The organism is Brenneria salicis ATCC 15712 = DSM 30166 (assembly GCF_003315515.1).
Classification (GTDB): Bacteria; Pseudomonadota; Gammaproteobacteria; order Enterobacterales; family Enterobacteriaceae; genus Brenneria; species Brenneria salicis.
The window spans coordinates 1-15,938 of record NZ_QNRY01000025.1 but is presented as its reverse complement, the minus strand read 5'-3'; the positions used below and the strand labels follow the sequence as shown (position 1 = coordinate 15,938).

Annotated in this window: 15 protein-coding genes; 5 read left to right on the top strand and 10 right to left on the bottom strand. The window is 52.6% G+C overall.

Features of this window, described 5'->3' with window-relative positions:
* Window positions 1-119: 119 nt before the first annotated feature.
* The 9 genes from dam to pilM all read right to left on the bottom strand — a co-directional run bounded on the left by dam (window position 120) and on the right by pilM (window position 7,807).
* On the bottom strand, window positions 120-932 hold the full coding sequence (gene dam / locus DES54_RS11425) for an adenine-specific DNA-methyltransferase (RefSeq protein ID WP_113867477.1): 813 nt from the start codon (window positions 930-932) through the stop codon (window positions 120-122).
* A 79-nt stretch (window positions 933-1,011) separates the two neighbouring features.
* Entirely contained in the window at window positions 1,012-1,974 is a 963-nt protein-coding gene (locus tag DES54_RS11420; RefSeq protein ID WP_113867475.1) for an SPOR domain-containing protein, read from the bottom strand.
* Between the two features lie 150 nt (window positions 1,975-2,124).
* Entirely contained in the window at window positions 2,125-3,210 is a 1,086-nt protein-coding gene (gene aroB / locus DES54_RS11415; RefSeq protein WP_113867473.1) for a 3-dehydroquinate synthase, read from the bottom strand.
* 55 nt (window positions 3,211-3,265) lie between these two features.
* The gene (gene aroK, locus DES54_RS11410) at window positions 3,266-3,787 is read right to left on the bottom strand and encodes a shikimate kinase AroK (RefSeq protein WP_113867471.1); all 522 of its coding nucleotides are present in this window, start codon (window positions 3,785-3,787) and stop codon (window positions 3,266-3,268) included.
* Window positions 3,788-4,136: 349 nt separating this feature from the next.
* Window positions 4,137-5,381, bottom strand: a complete 1,245-nt coding sequence (hofQ, locus tag DES54_RS11400) for a DNA uptake porin HofQ (protein WP_113867545.1) — start codon at window positions 5,379-5,381, stop codon at window positions 4,137-4,139.
* Window positions 5,382-5,424: 43 nt separating this feature from the next.
* Window positions 5,425-5,805 carry a HofP DNA utilization family protein gene (locus tag DES54_RS11395; RefSeq protein ID WP_240635004.1) on the bottom strand — a complete coding sequence of 127 codons (381 nt, stop codon included), beginning with the start codon at window positions 5,803-5,805 and terminating at the stop codon, window positions 5,425-5,427.
* A 1-nt stretch (window position 5,806) separates the two neighbouring features.
* Window positions 5,807-6,412 carry a hypothetical protein gene (locus DES54_RS11390; protein WP_147247290.1) on the bottom strand — a complete coding sequence of 202 codons (606 nt, stop codon included), beginning with the start codon at window positions 6,410-6,412 and terminating at the stop codon, window positions 5,807-5,809.
* The gene (locus tag DES54_RS11385; protein WP_113867466.1) at window positions 6,366-6,947 is read right to left on the bottom strand and encodes a PilN domain-containing protein; all 582 of its coding nucleotides are present in this window, start codon (window positions 6,945-6,947) and stop codon (window positions 6,366-6,368) included. The genes DES54_RS11390 and DES54_RS11385 overlap by 47 nt, the downstream gene beginning before the upstream one ends.
* A 2-nt stretch (window positions 6,948-6,949) precedes the next feature.
* Window positions 6,950-7,807: a type IV pilus biogenesis protein PilM gene (pilM, locus tag DES54_RS11380; protein ID WP_113867464.1), complete on the bottom strand. Its 858-nt coding sequence runs from the start codon at window positions 7,805-7,807 to the stop codon at window positions 6,950-6,952.
* Between the two features lie 115 nt (window positions 7,808-7,922).
* On the opposite strand from pilM, the gene mrcA reads away from it, so the two are divergent.
* Window positions 7,923-10,475: a peptidoglycan glycosyltransferase/peptidoglycan DD-transpeptidase MrcA gene (gene mrcA / locus DES54_RS11375; RefSeq protein ID WP_113867463.1), complete on the top strand. Its 2,553-nt coding sequence runs from the start codon at window positions 7,923-7,925 to the stop codon at window positions 10,473-10,475.
* A gap of 75 nt (window positions 10,476-10,550) precedes the next feature.
* On the opposite strand, the gene nudE is transcribed toward mrcA, so the two are convergent.
* Complete coding sequence (gene nudE, locus DES54_RS11370; protein ID WP_113867459.1) at window positions 10,551-11,108, bottom strand: ADP compounds hydrolase NudE; 558 nt, start codon at window positions 11,106-11,108, stop codon at window positions 10,551-10,553.
* 444 nt (window positions 11,109-11,552) lie between these two features.
* Between nudE and DES54_RS11365 the strand changes: the two genes are divergently transcribed.
* The 4 genes from DES54_RS11365 (at window position 11,553) to hslO (ending at window position 15,804) form a co-directional block, all read left to right on the top strand.
* Complete coding sequence (locus DES54_RS11365) at window positions 11,553-13,691, top strand: intracellular growth attenuator family protein (protein ID WP_113867457.1); 2,139 nt, start codon at window positions 11,553-11,555, stop codon at window positions 13,689-13,691.
* A 77-nt stretch (window positions 13,692-13,768) separates the two neighbouring features.
* Window positions 13,769-14,455, top strand: a complete 687-nt coding sequence (gene yrfG, locus DES54_RS11360; RefSeq protein WP_113867455.1) for a GMP/IMP nucleotidase — start codon at window positions 13,769-13,771, stop codon at window positions 14,453-14,455.
* Window positions 14,456-14,500: 45 nt separating this feature from the next.
* Window positions 14,501-14,908: a ribosome-associated heat shock protein Hsp15 gene (gene hslR, locus DES54_RS11355; protein ID WP_205680217.1), complete on the top strand. Its 408-nt coding sequence runs from the start codon at window positions 14,501-14,503 to the stop codon at window positions 14,906-14,908.
* A gap of 23 nt (window positions 14,909-14,931) precedes the next feature.
* Complete coding sequence (gene hslO, locus DES54_RS11350; RefSeq protein WP_113867450.1) at window positions 14,932-15,804, top strand: Hsp33 family molecular chaperone HslO; 873 nt, start codon at window positions 14,932-14,934, stop codon at window positions 15,802-15,804.
* The last annotated feature ends 134 nt before the right edge of the window (window positions 15,805-15,938 follow it).

Here is a 15,938-nt window from a genome sequence, read left to right as displayed (position 1 = left end):
CAAACGATAAAGTCCGAATCTCTGCTGTCGGCGCTTGCGTTTACCCACCTTCCGATCAGCGATGGTTATTGACAGCCAATCATCTTTCGTTGGTTTTAACCCTGCTTACTGCCGACCAATTAACAATACAGGGCCAATAATTCGTTTACTTTACTACGACCAAGAATATTACTGCTAATCGTCCGACGCGCTTTGACCACATAAAGTGAGGCATCCTGATACCATTCACGGGTCAGCACCGTATCATGGTTGGAAATGAGCACCGGGATCTGGTTTTCAACCGACAAGCGCTGCGCCAACCGAGCCAGGTTCTGCTGATCGACATGGTTGAAATTATTGGTGTGATACGCTGTAAAATTCGCGGTCGCCGACAAAGGCGCATAAGGCGGATCGCAATACACAACTGAACCCGGCGCCGCTTTGTTCAGCGTTTGCTGATAATGTTCACAGACAAAGGTCGCACTTCTGGCTTTGAACGCAAACCAGCGAATTTCCTCTTCTGGAAAATAGGGCTTCTTGTAACGTCCGAATGGCACATTGAATTCGCCGCGCATGTTGTAACGGCACAGGCCGTTGTAACAGTGGCGGTTCAGATACAGGAACAATACCGCGCGACGATAAGCGTCGGTACAAAGATTAAACTCTTTGCGCAGCAGGTAAAACGTCGTGGAGGAATTGACTTCCTCGGTAAACAACTTGCGAGAGTCACGCACAAATTCGTCAGTATTTGATTTGACGATGTTATACAGATTGATCAAATCGCTATTGATATCGGCCAATATGTAGTTGTCGTATTCTGTATTCAGAAATACAGAACCCGCACCAACAAAGGGCTCGATAAGGCAGTCTCCTGCGGGTAAATAGCGACGAATCTCTTCTACCAGCGGATATTTACCACCAGCCCATTTTAAAAAAGCGCGGTTTTTCTTCATGCCGTCGTTAGTTACTCATACGTGTCAGAGCCGCGGATTGTACTCTGTGTCAGACAGCACATCAGGGCTAAAATTGGTGTTACTTATTCAAGTCCTGCTTCACCTGACGGATCGGCTTAACCCACGGTTTTTTCGCTTGTACATCAGCGGGCAATGTAGCAATGGCCCGTTTTGCTTCAGCGGAGGAAGCATAGACTCCAGTGACTAACACATACCAGGATTTTCCATCACGTTTAGTTTCATAAACCCACGAATGGGTCAGGTTATGCTGTCTGGCGTAGGCTTTCAGCGTATCTGAACGGGATGCGCTGCTCAGTTGCAAAGTAAAGTGACTGGCAGGCGCGTTTGGGATCGAACTGCCCGACGCGGAAGATGTGCTACCCGCATTTGCTGGCTTGCTGGTCGCCGCTTTCGGCGTGCTCGTCGTCGCAGGCTTGCTGGTACTGTGAGTATTTTTTTCCGCAGGTGTACGCGCAGGCGTCTTTGCGGCAGGGGCGAGCGTCGCCGGCGACGTAGGCAACGAGGTGCCGGTCGCACCCTGGGAGAATGCATTGACGCGATCCTGCTGTTGGGTAAGCGCGTCCGTCATATTACCCGGCAATTCAATGCGCTGCTGACCGCTCGGCGTCGGCTGTATGGCGGCTTGCGTTGGCGTACCGGCTATAGGCGGCGCACTCAGCGTCTGTGGCGCAGGCGCAGCATCGCCGGCAGCCGTCGCCGGGGTTTCCGTTGACATGGCAGGCGGTGAGTCTGGCGTCATGGAAGTCGACGAAGAGAGGTCGATACGTTTTTCAACGCCGCTTTGACCTTGAGTTTGAGATTGTCCTTGAACCTGAGGCGTTTCTGGACGAGAAGGCGCCTGTAAAGCGGAACCAATCCCAATAATCAGCAATACCAGCACCAAAATCCCGACACCAATCATCAGGTGTTGTCTGGAAAGCGTGATTTTCGGTACGGAAAAACGGCTGTTTTTATGCTGCCGTGTGGGTCGACGGTCACTGGCGTCAGGCTTCAGCTCATCTTCCGGTTTAAACTCATCCATTTACAACCCTCCAACTGAAAGGCTAAAACTCGTGACATGCTCGCCGTCACGAATTGTTAAATCATAATGCATTGTATTTTATTAACCATAAACCATGGTCGCTCATCTGTCGTTAACACGTGTTATTTCGTTAACATCGCAGAGAGCTTCTCAGGCAAGACAATCCGCTATCGACGCCAGCACAGTATCATGCGCCACGCCGCCACGAACTTCGGAACGGCCAATAGCAGTCGGCAGCACCAGACGCAGTTCACCCGCCAGCACTTTTTTATCACGCATCATATGGGGAAGATAAGATTCCGGCGCCATCTGTTGCGGCCCATTGACCGGCAAGCCAGAGCGAACCAGCAACGATTTGATACGTTCGATATCACCGGCGGAAAACTGTCCGAGACGACGGGCGGTTTGGGCCGCCATCACCATTCCGGCGGCAACCGCTTCGCCATGCAGCCAATTGCCGTATCCCATTTCCGCTTCAATCGCGTGGCCGTAGGTATGACCAAGGTTAAGCAACGCCCGTATGCCGCTCTCACGTTCATCGGCGGCGACAACAGCGGCTTTTAGTTCGCAACAACGACGGATACAGTAAGCCAGCGCATCAGCTTGCAGTGAACGAACCGCGTCAATGTTCTCTTCCAGCCAGACAAAGAAAGCGCCATCCAGAATAATGCCGTACTTAATGACTTCCGCCAGTCCTGACGACAATTCGCGGGCAGGCAAGGTATTCAGGCAATCCAGATCGATAACCACCGATGCCGGTTGGTAGAAAGCGCCGATCATGTTTTTACCCAGCGGGTGATTCACCGCGGTTTTACCACCGACAGATGAGTCCACTTGCGCCAGCAGCGTGGTCGGCACCTGGATAAAACGAACGCCGCGCTGATAGCTCGCGGCCGCGAAACCGGCAAGATCGCCAATCACACCGCCGCCCAAGGCAACGATGGTGGTGTCGCGACCATGTGGCTTGGCGAGCAATGCGGTAAATACCTGATCCAATACGGTCAGGGATTTGTATTTCTCGCCATCTGGCAAAATGACCTGATCAACATGCACCCCGTTTTGCTCAAGCACACGGCGGACACGCTCAAGATAAAGAGGGGCCAACGTCTGGTTGGTTACCAGCATGGCCTGTTCCCCGGCCTGCAACGGCATAAAAGAAGCCGAATCATCAAACAATCCGGCGGCTATCGTAATGGGATAACTACGTTCCGCTAATGTTACGGTAATTCTTTCCATGCTCGTTCAATAGCCTGTTTAGAATCAGCATGATATAAAAAATCATGCATTAAAATCAGTTACTTTCCAGCATATTGATGATCTGGTTGGCAACTACTTTGGCGCTCTGTTCGTCGGTTCGGATAGTGACATCCGCGATCTCCTCGTACAACGGATTCCGCTCTCTCGCCAACTCTTCCAGAACTTCACGCGGCGGTGTTTCAACCTGAAGCAACGGACGCTTTTTATCGCGCTGAGTGCGGGCAAGCTGCTTTTCGATCGTCGTTTCCAGATACACGACAACACCACGTGCGGAAAGACGATTGCGCGTCTCACGTGATTTAACCGAACCGCCCCCTGTCGCCAGGACAATACCCTGTTTCTCCGTCAATTCATTAATGACTTTCTCTTCACGATCGCGGAAACCCTCTTCGCCTTCCACATCGAATACCCAGCCCACATCAGCCCCGGTGCGTCGCTCAATTTCTTGATCGGAGTCGAAAAACTCCATATTGAGTTGCTGAGCTAACTGACGGCCAATAGTGCTTTTGCCGGCACCCATAGGCCCAACCAGAAAGATATTGCGTTTCTCTGCCATGTTTTTTGGTATTACTAAGACAATTCGTTAATGATAACCCGCCCCGCCAATCAACCCAGCGACGGGACCTAAACTGAAACCTCATGAGCGATAGTGCGAGAATCAGACAAAAAATTATCTCAATACTCAGGGTGGTTTGGCAACCGAATAAAATGTCACACCTCATCCAGGCGGATAATATCGTGTGTTTTATCGACATTTTCGGTGGAACAACACTTCTGTGCTCAATTCGCTAACCCTTGTAAGCTAAATCCGCCGCAGCGTCAAACTTAGAAGGCATGAATCAATCAAAATATTGCGCCGCTTTCATGAAAACGCCCCTTATAAACAGAGAATAGAACAGGCTTTTTTACGACAACGGCGGGATCAGGGTTGGTGTAATAAAAATAACCAACTCCCGCCGGGTGCGCTGCTGAGCATTATTTTTGAATAAATGCCCCAATACGGGAATATTCCCTAACGCTGGCACCTGACGATAACGGCGCTTCTTCTGCTGCTGGAAGATCCCGCCCAAAACAATGGTTTCGCCATCGGCCACCGTGACTTGCGTTTGTATTTCCTGCTTATCGATCGCCAGCGCTTCGCCGTTGTCACTCTGTTTTATCGTCTGTCCCGGCATATTCTGACTGATTTTCAAATTTAGCGTGATGCGTCCGGCCCGCTGGATACTGGGCGTGACTTCCATCCCCAGCACGGCTTCCTTAAACTCGATCGATGTCGATCCGCTGGTGCCGCTGGAAACCTGATAAGGAATTTCTGTCCCCTGTTTAATGCTGGCCGTCTGCTGATGAGCGGTAAAAAGCCGTGGGCTGGCAATGATTTCAACCTGATTTTCCTGCTCCAGCGCCATTAACTCCAAATCAAGCAAGCGGCCATTTAACCGCGCCAGATGAAACCCGGCATTTATTGCCGGCGTATCGACAGGCAGACTGACGTTGAAATTATTCAGCCGTAACGCCCTGTTTGTCGCCTCACCGGTTCCCAGCCCCCAATTGACGCCCAGTTCTTGCAGATTCTCACTGCTGATCGTCACGATATGCGCCGCCAATTGCACTTGTGATAACGGCAAATCCAGTTCATTTATCCAGGGCTTAATCTGCGCCAATACCGCTTCGGTATCGCGAATCAGCAACGTATTAGTTCGCTTGTCCACCGTCACGCTGCCGCGCTCCGTCAGCAATGTGCCGCGTTGCGCCAGCACGCTGCCAGCCACTTCGTCGGCCTGTGCATACTTCAGCGTGACAGAGAGATTCTGCAACGGTTGCTTTTGCGTTTGTCGGGCCGACAGTTCCTCTTTTCGACGCTCGACGGCTTCGAGATGTGCCGCAGGATAGACCAGCAACACACTGCCATCACGCTCCATCGTCAACTGTCCCATGCGCAACACGATATCCAACGCCTGCCGCCAGGGGACATCCACCAGTCGCACGCTCAGGTTGCCCGCAACGCCGGGGGCGACCACCAGATTCAATTGCTGATGGTCCGCCAATGCATGAAGTACCCGCTGAACAGGAGAATCCTCAAACGCCATGGATATCGGTTCTTCCGCCCTGGCGGGCACCGCCAGACAGACCAACAGTAACATTCGCGCCATTACTTTCCGTACCAGCCAACGCTTCATAACTTTCCTTGTGTTCCTATTGCGCAACATGCTTATTCATAAACGGTGATGCCAGAGAAACCGTCATTGGCGCGCCATCGCAGGCTCCGGCTTGCGTCACCGCCGTTAATTGCATCTCCGCGCTATCCAGTTGGCTGACCTGCCAACGCCCAGGCGGGATCACTGCACCCTGTTTCAGTTTCAGCCACGGCGCATCTGACTGCGCCAGCCACCCCACCCAATGGTTACCGGCTCCTATCACGCCTTTCAGTTGCCACTGCCGCGTCACATTCAGCGGGGAACAGACCACAAAGGATGAAGGGTGAAAAGGATCGCGCGGGATGTCTGCCGCGTTGCCCTGCGCAGCGGCGAAAGCAAACCAGGCCGCGGACACCAGCATCAGCACGCCATTGTTCACGCTATTCAATACGCTGACTCCGCCCGACGGTCGGCCTCATTACGGTCATTTCGACGCGTAACCATCTATCCGCTTTCGATGCTTGCGCCGTTGATTTCACCATCAACTGCTCCAGGCGCAACACATAGGGAAGTGAAATAAAGTGACGAACTACGTTTATCAGGCCCGAATAGTCTGAATGAAAGCTAAGGTTCCAGGCGCTGTCCTCAGCGGTGGCCGGAGCATTCTGCTGGACAGGCTGCCAGGAAAGCAGCAGCGCGCCGGATTGGGATAGCGGCTCCGTCACCCATTGCGCCGCCATATCCACCGAAAATGGCGTCTTGTCTTTTGTCCATGCAGTTAATTGGGTTTGCATTTCGGCAAGCGTCGGCATGGTTGTCAGTTGCTGCTGAATATTTCGTATGCCACGTGATTGTTCGCCAATCTGCTGCTCGCTAACCGCGATCTCCCGCCTGAGTTCCTCCAATACCAGTCTGTTCCCCAGGCAAATGAAAGCCGTTATGAGGACAATCTGCGCCAGCGCCAGTTTCCACCATGGCTGGCTTATCCACAAAGTCCAGTTAATCATCGGGTTGGTCATGAGCGCCCCCACTGTCGATGGACTCATCATTTTTCCAGTCAGCCTGAAGAGAAAAACGCAACAGCGAGCGCACATTCTGCTGTCTGAATGCATTGAGAACCCGCGCCCGCGCCACGGCTGGGTGGCTGATCAACGCATGGTTTAACGAGACAATGTCGGTATAGTTTTCACTCATCCCGACGATCGACAGATAAGTTCCACGATCGGCGATCTCCGTCAACCAAAGACGTTCAGGCATCATGCCCGAAAGCTGTTCCAGCAGGCCAAGATAACGTTGATTGTGACGCACGCCTGCCGCATCAGCCTGCTGTTGCGCCTGATAACGTTGTAACCGGCTCCGTATCCGGCGGGTTTGTTGGTAGTGTGCCGCCAGTTGTTGCCGCTGTGTGGATACCTCGCTGAACTCGTCGCGTAACTCTGTATATTGCTGGTGCCAGCGCGAGTAAATCATGCCGAGCAGCAGTCCGGCCAACAACAGTTGCAGCAGCAAAGCCAGCAGCCCATGACGCGCACGCCGCCGCAAGCGGCGCTGGCGCCAGGGTAAAAGGTTAACCAGCAGCATACTCAGGCATCTCCGGGACGCAGGGCCAGACCGCTCGCAATAACAAAAGCAGGCGGAAAATCCGGCACAGGCGCTTGCATATGGTTAAACGCCACCAACGGCGACCAGGTCAGTAATTCGTCAGATTTTCCCCGCGTACAAGAAAAAGAAGAGGATGTACTGCTGTAGTAAGCGGCGTCGCCAATATCCTGTTCATACCGGGCGCGGATCACTGGCAGGATCGCCGCCCCCTCGCTCCATTCATCGCTATGGATCATGCCGAAACGAAAGGCATGATTGAGCGGCGATACCCACAGCCATCCATCAATTGACCGATGCAGGAAAACCCGGTTGTTTTCAAGCCCGGCCAGGCTCGCCATACAGCGAATGGCGCATGCTGAAATATCAACGACGTCAGGATGCAGATCCGCGGCTTGCAGACACGCAATCCAGCGCGCCAGTTCACTTCGCCGTGCGGCGGTAATCAATAAAGCATCGGGCGCGTGCGGGTCCGCACGGTAGTCCATTGATAGCAAATCGCTACTTATCGGCAGCTTGCGGGCCGCCATGCTTTCGATGTACCAGCTACGTTCAGGCTCCCGTAACCGACTGTCCGGCGCGGGCAGGCGTTGCTGCAACACCTGTTGCGCGGGAAAGGCGACACGCAGGGAAATATGCCTAGGCAATAACCGACGCCATTGCCGCAAGACCTCACAAAGTGCTTCCGTATGGTGTAAACTACCCAAGTGCAATGTGTCGTCCGGTAAAGGAAACTGCCACCAGTGACGAAGCTGCCAGCCGATGCGACGCTGCTGGACCGCCAGCGCACGCATGAAACCATTTTGTATATCTAACCCAACCCGCCAGATGTGATAAGCCATGTTCAACCCGATATCCTTGTCTAATAAAAGAACGTATCCACAGTGCTGGCTTACCTTTATACTAGCGCGCGATTGTTTATAAACTGTCCAAACGCTACTGAATGGAAAATCTCAGGTGAAGTTCGTAAAGTATTTACTCATCCTTGCAGTGACTTGCATCCTGTTTGGAGCCGCCTCGATATATGGTTTGTACCGTTATATCGAACCACAGTTGCCCGATGTCGCCACGCTGAAAGACATTCGGCTGCAAACACCAATGCAGGTATACAGCGCCGAGGGTGAGTTAATCACTCAATTTGGCGAAAAACGCCGTATCCCGCTGAAACTGGATCAAATCCCCCCGGTGATGGTGCAAGCCTTTATTGCAACGGAAGATAGCCGTTTCTATGAGCACCACGGCGTCGATCCGGTGGGAATTATCCGTGCCGCCTCGATTGCGTTGACGTCCGGTCGCGCGTCTCAGGGCGCCAGCACCATTACGCAGCAGCTTGCCAGAAACTTCTTTCTGAGCCCGGAGCGCACGCTGATACGTAAGATCAAGGAAGTCTTCCTGGCCATTCGTATCGAGCAATTGCTCACCAAAGATGAAATTCTTGAGCTTTATCTGAACAAGATTTATCTCGGCTATCGCGCCTATGGCATCGGCGCCGCAGCTCACGTTTACTTTGGCCGCTCCGTTGATCAATTAACGCTGAGCGAAATGGCAATGATTGCCGGTTTACCGAAAGCGCCGTCAACTTTTAACCCGCTCTATTCCTACGACCGGGCGATCGCGCGTCGTAATGTCGTGCTGACTCGAATGAGAGATGAAAACTACATCACTCAGGCTCAGTATGATGAGGCGCGTAACGAAAAACTGGTGGCGAACTACCATACGCCGCAGATTGCCTTCTCCGCGCCGTATATCGCCGAGATGGTGCGTCAGGAAATGGTGAAACGTTATGGCGATGGCGCTTATAACGACGGCTACAAGGTCTACACCACTATTACCCGAAAATTGCAGTTGGCGGCCCAGGATGCTTTACGTAATAACGTTATGGCATACGATATGCGCCACGGTTACCGTGGTCCAGGCGATGTATTGTGGAAAGTGGGCGAACGCGCCTGGGATCAGGAAAAAATCGTCGCCACATTGAAAACGTTGCCGGTTTACGGTCCGCTGTTCCCCGCCGTCATCACCACCACGACGGCTGATCAAGCGATTGCGGTCCTGTCGGACGGCAGCAACATTGCCCTGCCGATGGCGGGCATGCGCTGGGCTCGGCCCTATCGCTCCGATACCCAACAAGGGCCGACGCCCAGACGCGTGACGGACGTGGTGCAAACCGGTCAGCAAGTGTGGGTACGTAAGGTTGATAATGACTGGTGGCTGGGACAGGTGCCGGATGTCAACTCCGCGCTGGTTTCGCTCAATCCAACCAACGGCGCGGTTGAAGCGCTGGTTGGCGGTTTCGACTTCAACCAAAGCAAGTTCAACCGTGCGACGCAGGCACTGCGCCAGATTGGTTCCAACATTAAGCCGTTCCTGTATACCGCCGCTATGGATAAAGGCCTGACCCTGGCGACCATCCTCAACGACGTTCCCATTACCCGTTGGGATGCGGGCGCAGGTTCGGACTGGCGTCCGAAAAACTCGCCCGCGACTTATGATGGTCCAATCCGCTTGCGTCAGGGCCTGGGGCAATCCAAAAACGTGGTGATGGTGCGCGCCATGAGAGCGATGGGCGTCGATTATGCGGCAGATTACCTACAGCGTTTCGGCTTCCCGGAGCAAAATATCGTGCATACCGAATCGCTGGCTCTGGGTGCAGCCTCGTTCACCCCGTTGCAGGTGGTGCGCGGTTATGCGGTGATGTCTAACGGCGGCTATCTGGTTGATCCCTATTTCATTACCAGAATCGAGAGCGAAGCCGGCGGCGCCATCTTTACCGCCACGCCGAAAGTGGTCTGCGATACCTGTAATTTGCCGTTAGTGTATGGTGAAACACAGCGTTCCGCGACATTGTCCGCCGACAGTATGGAAAACGTCGCCACCTCTCAGGAAAACCGGCAGGGTGTGCCGCCAATGCCGCAACTTGAACCGGTAACGCCGCAAGAGGCGCGACAAAGCACGCAACCTTATGCGCCGCATGTCATCAGCACGCCGCTGGCTTTCCTGATCAAAGACGCGCTGAACAGCAACATCTTTGGCGAACCAGGCTGGATGGGTACAGGCTGGCGAGCAGGCCGTGACCTGAAGCGCCGTGATATTGGCGGAAAAACCGGTACAACCAACAGTTCCAAAGACGCCTGGTTCTCTGGTTACGGCCCGAATCTGGTCACTTCCGTCTGGATCGGTTTCGATGACCATCGGCGTAACCTCGGCACGAGCAGCGCTTCCGGCGTGATTAAGGATCAGATTTCAGGCTACGAAGGCGGCGCAAAATCCGCTCAGCCAGCTTGGGACGAGTTTATGAAAGTAGCGCTGGAAGGCGTGCCGGAGCAACCGCTGACGCCGCCGCCCGGTATCGTCAGCGTAACCATCGACCGCAACAGCGGTAAGTTGTCCAACGGCGGCGGAAACAGTCTTTCCGAATACTTTATCGAAGGAACGCAGCCGACCGAATATGCGGTGCATGAAGTCGGTACAACGCTGATGGATAACGGACAAAGCGAAGAGTTGTTCTAATCGAAGAATCGTTCTGATAATGCAGTAGGGATACTACAGACACAGGGCGCGGATTTCCGCGCCCTGTGTCTGTTCTCAGCGCGACGAACGATTCAACCAATCCTGCGTCAGAAACAGCGCGCTCACATTACGCGCTTCCCGAAAATCGGCGTCCTGCAACAACGACATCATGTCGCTTAACGGCCAGCGCACTTTCGTCATCGGCTCCGGTTCATCACCTTCCAGACTCTGCGGATACAGACCGCGGGCCACGACGATATTCATCTGGCTGGAAAAATAAGAAGGCGCCATCGTTAATGTCGCCAGCAGTTCCATGTGCTCCGCGCCAAAGCCGACTTCTTCCATCAACTCACGATTGGCGGCTTCAAATACCGTTTCACCGGGATCAATCAATCCCTTCGGAAATCCCAGTTCATACTGTTCAATCCCTACGGCATATTCGCGGATCAACAGCAGTTCATCATCAATAATCGGCACAATCATCACGGCCTGACGTTCGGAAGGCCGCATACGCTCATAAACCCGACGCGCGCCGTTACTAAACTCCAGATCGATGGATTCAACATTGAACAGCCGTGAACGCGCAACCGTTTCTACCTTCAGAATTTTAGGTTTTTGCAGGTTATGACTCATAATGGCCTCTGGAAATATTAGCCTCCCTCATCCAACCCAATGACAGGTAGCCGCTGCCTTCATCGCTTATGTCGGCATACCGCTAATTATTAATGAAGAAAAGGGATTGTTAATTTTCTTTTTTGATCTTGCTCACATTGTGCGTTAACAACGCCCTTTGCTGCAACTACAGCGATCTCGAATTACTTTTTTGCAACTTGCAATACACATTAATATTAGTGAATTTAAATCGATCAATGAAAGTCAATATATCGGCTGAAAATCAGATGATCCTTATTTCAGCGGCATCCTGCACTTGTTACCATCATCACCTTACGCGATTAATTTACACAATTTTTTAGTTATTAATCTAATAAAACAACAGCATACGGGTTATCATCGATTGGATAAGTTTGTTAAACTCCAACGAGGACAAGGAGCAAATTGCTTTGGAATGGAGATACGATGAGCACAATATTTACCATCCTGGCGATATTGTTAGCCTGTCTAATCGCCGTCGGTGCTTTTATTGTCTACCGTATGCGTGAGCGCTTACCGTTAGTTAAGCCACTGCCAGTAACACAATCGTTACCTCGCCAATTGACCCCGGAAGAACGGGTGGCGGTGGAACAATATCTCGCTCAGGAAAGCGCGCAGAAAACAACGCCGCTTGATACGCCCAACGCACAGCCGCGACTTCCCCGCTCATTACAGAGTGATCGGGTTTATCCGATTGCTCACACCATCACACGTTACGGTCTGAGTACTGATTCACAAAATAAATGGCGTTACTATATTGATACGCAGGAAATTCACCTGCCCCCCGCCTGGGAACAGTATATTACCGAGAATAACAGCGTTGAACTGATCAAAACCCGTTCCATTCCTTTAGTCATTTCGCTGAACGGACACTCGCTGGCGGAGTGCATAGACAATCGTGAGGTCATGTCCGTACCCAATATTCCGGTGCCTAACGCGTCTATCAGCCAGGCAGGGAATGAACACGCCGAGTTGATTACCATCCGCAAGGAAAGCAAAGAAGAGCACGCCATCCACCATTCCCGTGGACTGAAAGAAGCCGCTGTGCTGTGCCTGTCTTTTTTGCTGTTGTTCATCAGCCTGAACAGCCCCATCGTCCTGCTGCCCTGGCTTACCGGAACCGCCGCTTTACTGGCGGCCTGGAGCCTCTGGCAGCTTTTTCGCTCGCCTTCCTGCAAGGAGCTACAGGATGTCCATTGCCTGCACGGTACGCCGCAAAGTCTCGGACTTTTTGGCGAATCCAATCAGGGACAGATAGGCAATGTCTCGCTCGGTAATATCGACCTGATTTATCCGTCGCACTGGCAGCCCTATATCGGTCACGATCTTGGCCGCAAGACCGATGTCGATATCTACCTGGATCGTCAGGTCATCCGACAAGGCGAGCACTTGTCGCTGCATGACGAAGTGAAACACTTTCCGTTGCAACAATGGGGAAGAAATCTGCTGCTTGCGGCAGGTTCTCTGCTCAGCCTGATCCTGTTAATCACTCAAGTGCCGCTGGAATTGCCGTTGAAACTCAGCATGGCCTGGCTTCAGGGCGCGCAGCACATCAAAGTGGCCGAGGTGGATGAGTTGGAAAAGATGCCGCTCAAAATCGGTGATACGCTAGAAGTGCAAGGATCAGGGATGTGCTATGTCGCCGCCGGCCCTCCCCCCGCGACGATGATACAAAACTCGGCGTTCGCCCCGTTTGATTGTTCCGCCATTTACTGGAATAACGCGGCGCCCTTGCCGTTGCCGGAATCAGACATTGTTGAAAAGGCTTCCGACTTGCGTAAGACCGTGAATAGTCAGTTGCATCCGCAAACAGATGAAAGCGGTCAGATAAATTCGCAACTGGCCTCCGCCATTCAGAAATCAGGCATGATTCTGTTGAATAATTTTTCCGATATCGTGCTGAAAACCCAGGCGCTTTGTGAACAGGAAGGGCATTGCGCCCGGCTGAAAAATGCGCTCATCAATCTGGGCAACGTTAAAAGCTGGGATATTCTGGTAAGACGGGCCGATTCTGGCGCGCTAAAAGGCATGAACGTGATACTGCGCCCGGTCAGTGCGGAAACGCTGGAATCACTGGTCAATAGTTCAACAGAATTCTTCTTTTCTCAGGAAATCAATAATGCGGCGAACTCACTGAATAGCCCACCGCCGGGCGGCTTTCTGATACGCAGCGATGAAGGCCGCCAGTTGGTCAGCCATCCCTTACCACCGATGCCGCTGAACGAGTACCGGGCTTCTGACCAGTGGCAAGAGCTTCAACGGCTATCCGCCATGTTGTTGCACACGCCATTTAACGCCACAGGCGTCATTACCAGGATTAGCATCGACGCCAATGGCACCTGGCACATCAGCATTCACAGCGAACCGGATATGATTACGCTATGGCGTTATTTGGGTAGTTGCCTGCTCTTAATGTTGTTCTCCATCATTCTGATCATCAACCTGGCGTTTCTCGGCATCAAAATACGCAGGGGCCGACAGCGGATAATCGGCATCCAACGTTACTATACCGAATGCTTTAATGCAGGCGGGACGTTACCGGACCATCTCCCACACCATTCCTGAGCGTCATCCTGCCAGTTATCGTCAATGGTTATGTTACGCTGAAAAGCATGCGCAATCGTTCTGTATCTGGAGTATTTATGAGTCCCGACTTCGACTGGCCTAACATCGATACCGTCATTCTGGACATGGATGGCACTCTGCTGGATCTGGCCTTTGACAGTTACTTCTGGTTACAGCTTGTGCCACAGTCCCTCAGCGACAAACGCGGCATCAGCCTTGAACAGGCCAGGCAACTGATCACTCAGGAATATCAGGCCGTACAACACACTCTGAACTGGTATTGTTTTGATTACTGGAGTGAACGGCTGGGGCTGGATATCTACCAGATGACGACGGATATCGGCGCCCGCGCCCGCCTGCGCGAAGACACCGCCCCGTTTCTGGCGGCCCTGCGCGGCAGCGGAAAGCAGACCATACTGCTGACAAACGCGCATCCACACAGTCTGGCGGTTAAAATTCAGCATACCGGGTTGGATCAGCACCTTGATTTATTGCTTTCCACCCACACTTATGGGTATCCGAAAGAGAATCAGCAGCTATGGCAAGCCATACAACAACACACCGGATTCGATCCGGTCAGAACATTATTTGTTGACGACAGCGAGCCGATTCTGGATGCGGCGAAAACCTTCGGTATTCGTTACTGTCTGGGCGTCAGCAATCCTGACTCCAGCCAGCAGGAAAAATCATTCCGGCAATATCCATCCATGAGTGATTATCTTGGGCTGTTGCCATCACTGCATCGTTCGGCGCGTTTTGTATAGCCAGCAGACAATGACGTCACCGCGCCGTCATCAGGAGGATTCATTATGAAAGCAACCGAGAACACCGGCGATGCCGTTCGTCTGGATAAATGGCTTTGGTCCGCACGCTTTTATAAAACCCGGGCTATCGCCCGTGAAATGATCGACGGCGGCAAAGTGCACTACAACGGGCAGCGCGGCAAACCAAGCAAACTGGTTGAACTGAATGCCGAGATCAAACTGCGTCAGGGCAATGACGAACGAACCGTCACGGTGCTGGCGCTCAGCAGCCAACGCAGAACCGCGGCAGACGCGCAGGCATTATATCGGGAAACGGACAGCAGCATTGAGAAAAGGGAAAAGCTGGCTTTAGCGCGAAAAATGAATGTGCTGACAATGCCGCACCCGGATCGTCGTCCCGACAAAAAAGAACGCCGGGATCTGATTAAATTTAAATACAGTGATCAGGAATAACGGTCACCACAGCGAGAAAATATATGGCCAACCATGACCAATTACATCGTTATCTGTTTGAAAATTACGCCGTTCGGGGCGAGTTGGCGACCGTAAGCGATACCTGCCGGCATATTCTGGCCAACCATGATTACCCGGCGGAAGTACAGACATTGCTGGGCGAAATGCTGGTGGCGACCAGTTTGTTGACGGCAACGCTGAAATTCAGCGGTGATATTACCGTCCAGCTTCAGGGAGAAGGTCCGCTCAAACTGGCCGTGATTAACGGTAACCATCTGCAACAGATGCGAGGTGTGGCGCGTCTTCAGAGTGACATTGCCGCCGGGAGTTCACTCAAAGAAATGGTGGGCAATGGCTATCTGGTCATTACCATTACGCCGACCGAAGGCGAGCGCTATCAGGGAGTGGTTGGACTGGAAGGCGAAACCGTTGCCGATTGTCTGGAAAACTATTTTCAGCAATCGGAACAACTTCCGACCCGGCTGTTTATCCGCGCCGGCCTGCACGATGGTCATATGGCCGCAGCGGGGATGCTGCTGCAAGTGCTGCCGGCGCAACAGGCCGGGCATGGTGATTTCGACCATCTCGCTCAACTCACCGCCACGGTCAAGGCGGAAGAGTTATTTACCCTATCGGCAAACGACGTACTGTACCGTTTGTATCATCAGGAACAGGTCACGGTATATGAGCCACAACCGGTTTCCTTTCAATGCCATTGCTCACGCGAGCGTTGCGCGGATGCATTAATCACGCTGTCTGATCAAGAAGTGAACGATATCCTGGAACAGGATGGCGAGATCGACATGCACTGTGATTATTGTGGTAATCATTATATTTTTAACGCTCACGACGTGCACGGTCTGCGACAAAATTTATCAGATAATCATCTGCATTGATCATTTTACGGGTACGTTGTACCCGTCCCATCACATGCGCTAAATAACTGCGCCTATTACCGCTCCACTTTTGTTAGTCCAGGTTTGTTGCCTGGGAAAGGTGATGCGGTTTTAATAAATTGTCTGACATTTTT

Bases quoted from the DNA above. Each gene is read 5' to 3' on its own strand.
- pilM (WP_113867464.1), bottom strand. From the start codon at position 7,807: ATGGCTTATCACATCTGGCGGGTTGGGTTAGATATACAAAATGGTTTC.
- hslR (WP_205680217.1), top strand. From the start codon at position 14,501: ATGAAAGCAACCGAGAACACCGGCGATGCCGTTCGTCTGGATAAATGG.
- DES54_RS11365 (WP_113867457.1), top strand. From the start codon at position 11,553: ATGAGCACAATATTTACCATCCTGGCGATATTGTTAGCCTGTCTAATC.
- DES54_RS11385 (WP_113867466.1), bottom strand. From the start codon at position 6,947: ATGCTGCTGGTTAACCTTTTACCCTGGCGCCAGCGCCGCTTGCGGCGG.
- nudE (WP_113867459.1), bottom strand. From the start codon at position 11,108: ATGAGTCATAACCTGCAAAAACCTAAAATTCTGAAGGTAGAAACGGTT.
- DES54_RS11420 (WP_113867475.1), bottom strand. From the start codon at position 1,974: ATGGATGAGTTTAAACCGGAAGATGAGCTGAAGCCTGACGCCAGTGAC.
- hofQ (WP_113867545.1), bottom strand. From the start codon at position 5,381: ATGGCGCGAATGTTACTGTTGGTCTGTCTGGCGGTGCCCGCCAGGGCG.
- aroK (WP_113867471.1), bottom strand. From the start codon at position 3,787: ATGGCAGAGAAACGCAATATCTTTCTGGTTGGGCCTATGGGTGCCGGC.
- dam (WP_113867477.1), bottom strand. From the start codon at position 932: ATGAAGAAAAACCGCGCTTTTTTAAAATGGGCTGGTGGTAAATATCCG.
- yrfG (WP_113867455.1), top strand. From the start codon at position 13,769: ATGAGTCCCGACTTCGACTGGCCTAACATCGATACCGTCATTCTGGAC.
- hslO (WP_113867450.1), top strand. From the start codon at position 14,932: ATGGCCAACCATGACCAATTACATCGTTATCTGTTTGAAAATTACGCC.
- DES54_RS11390 (WP_147247290.1), bottom strand. From the start codon at position 6,412: ATGAGTCCATCGACAGTGGGGGCGCTCATGACCAACCCGATGATTAAC.
- aroB (WP_113867473.1), bottom strand. From the start codon at position 3,210: ATGGAAAGAATTACCGTAACATTAGCGGAACGTAGTTATCCCATTACG.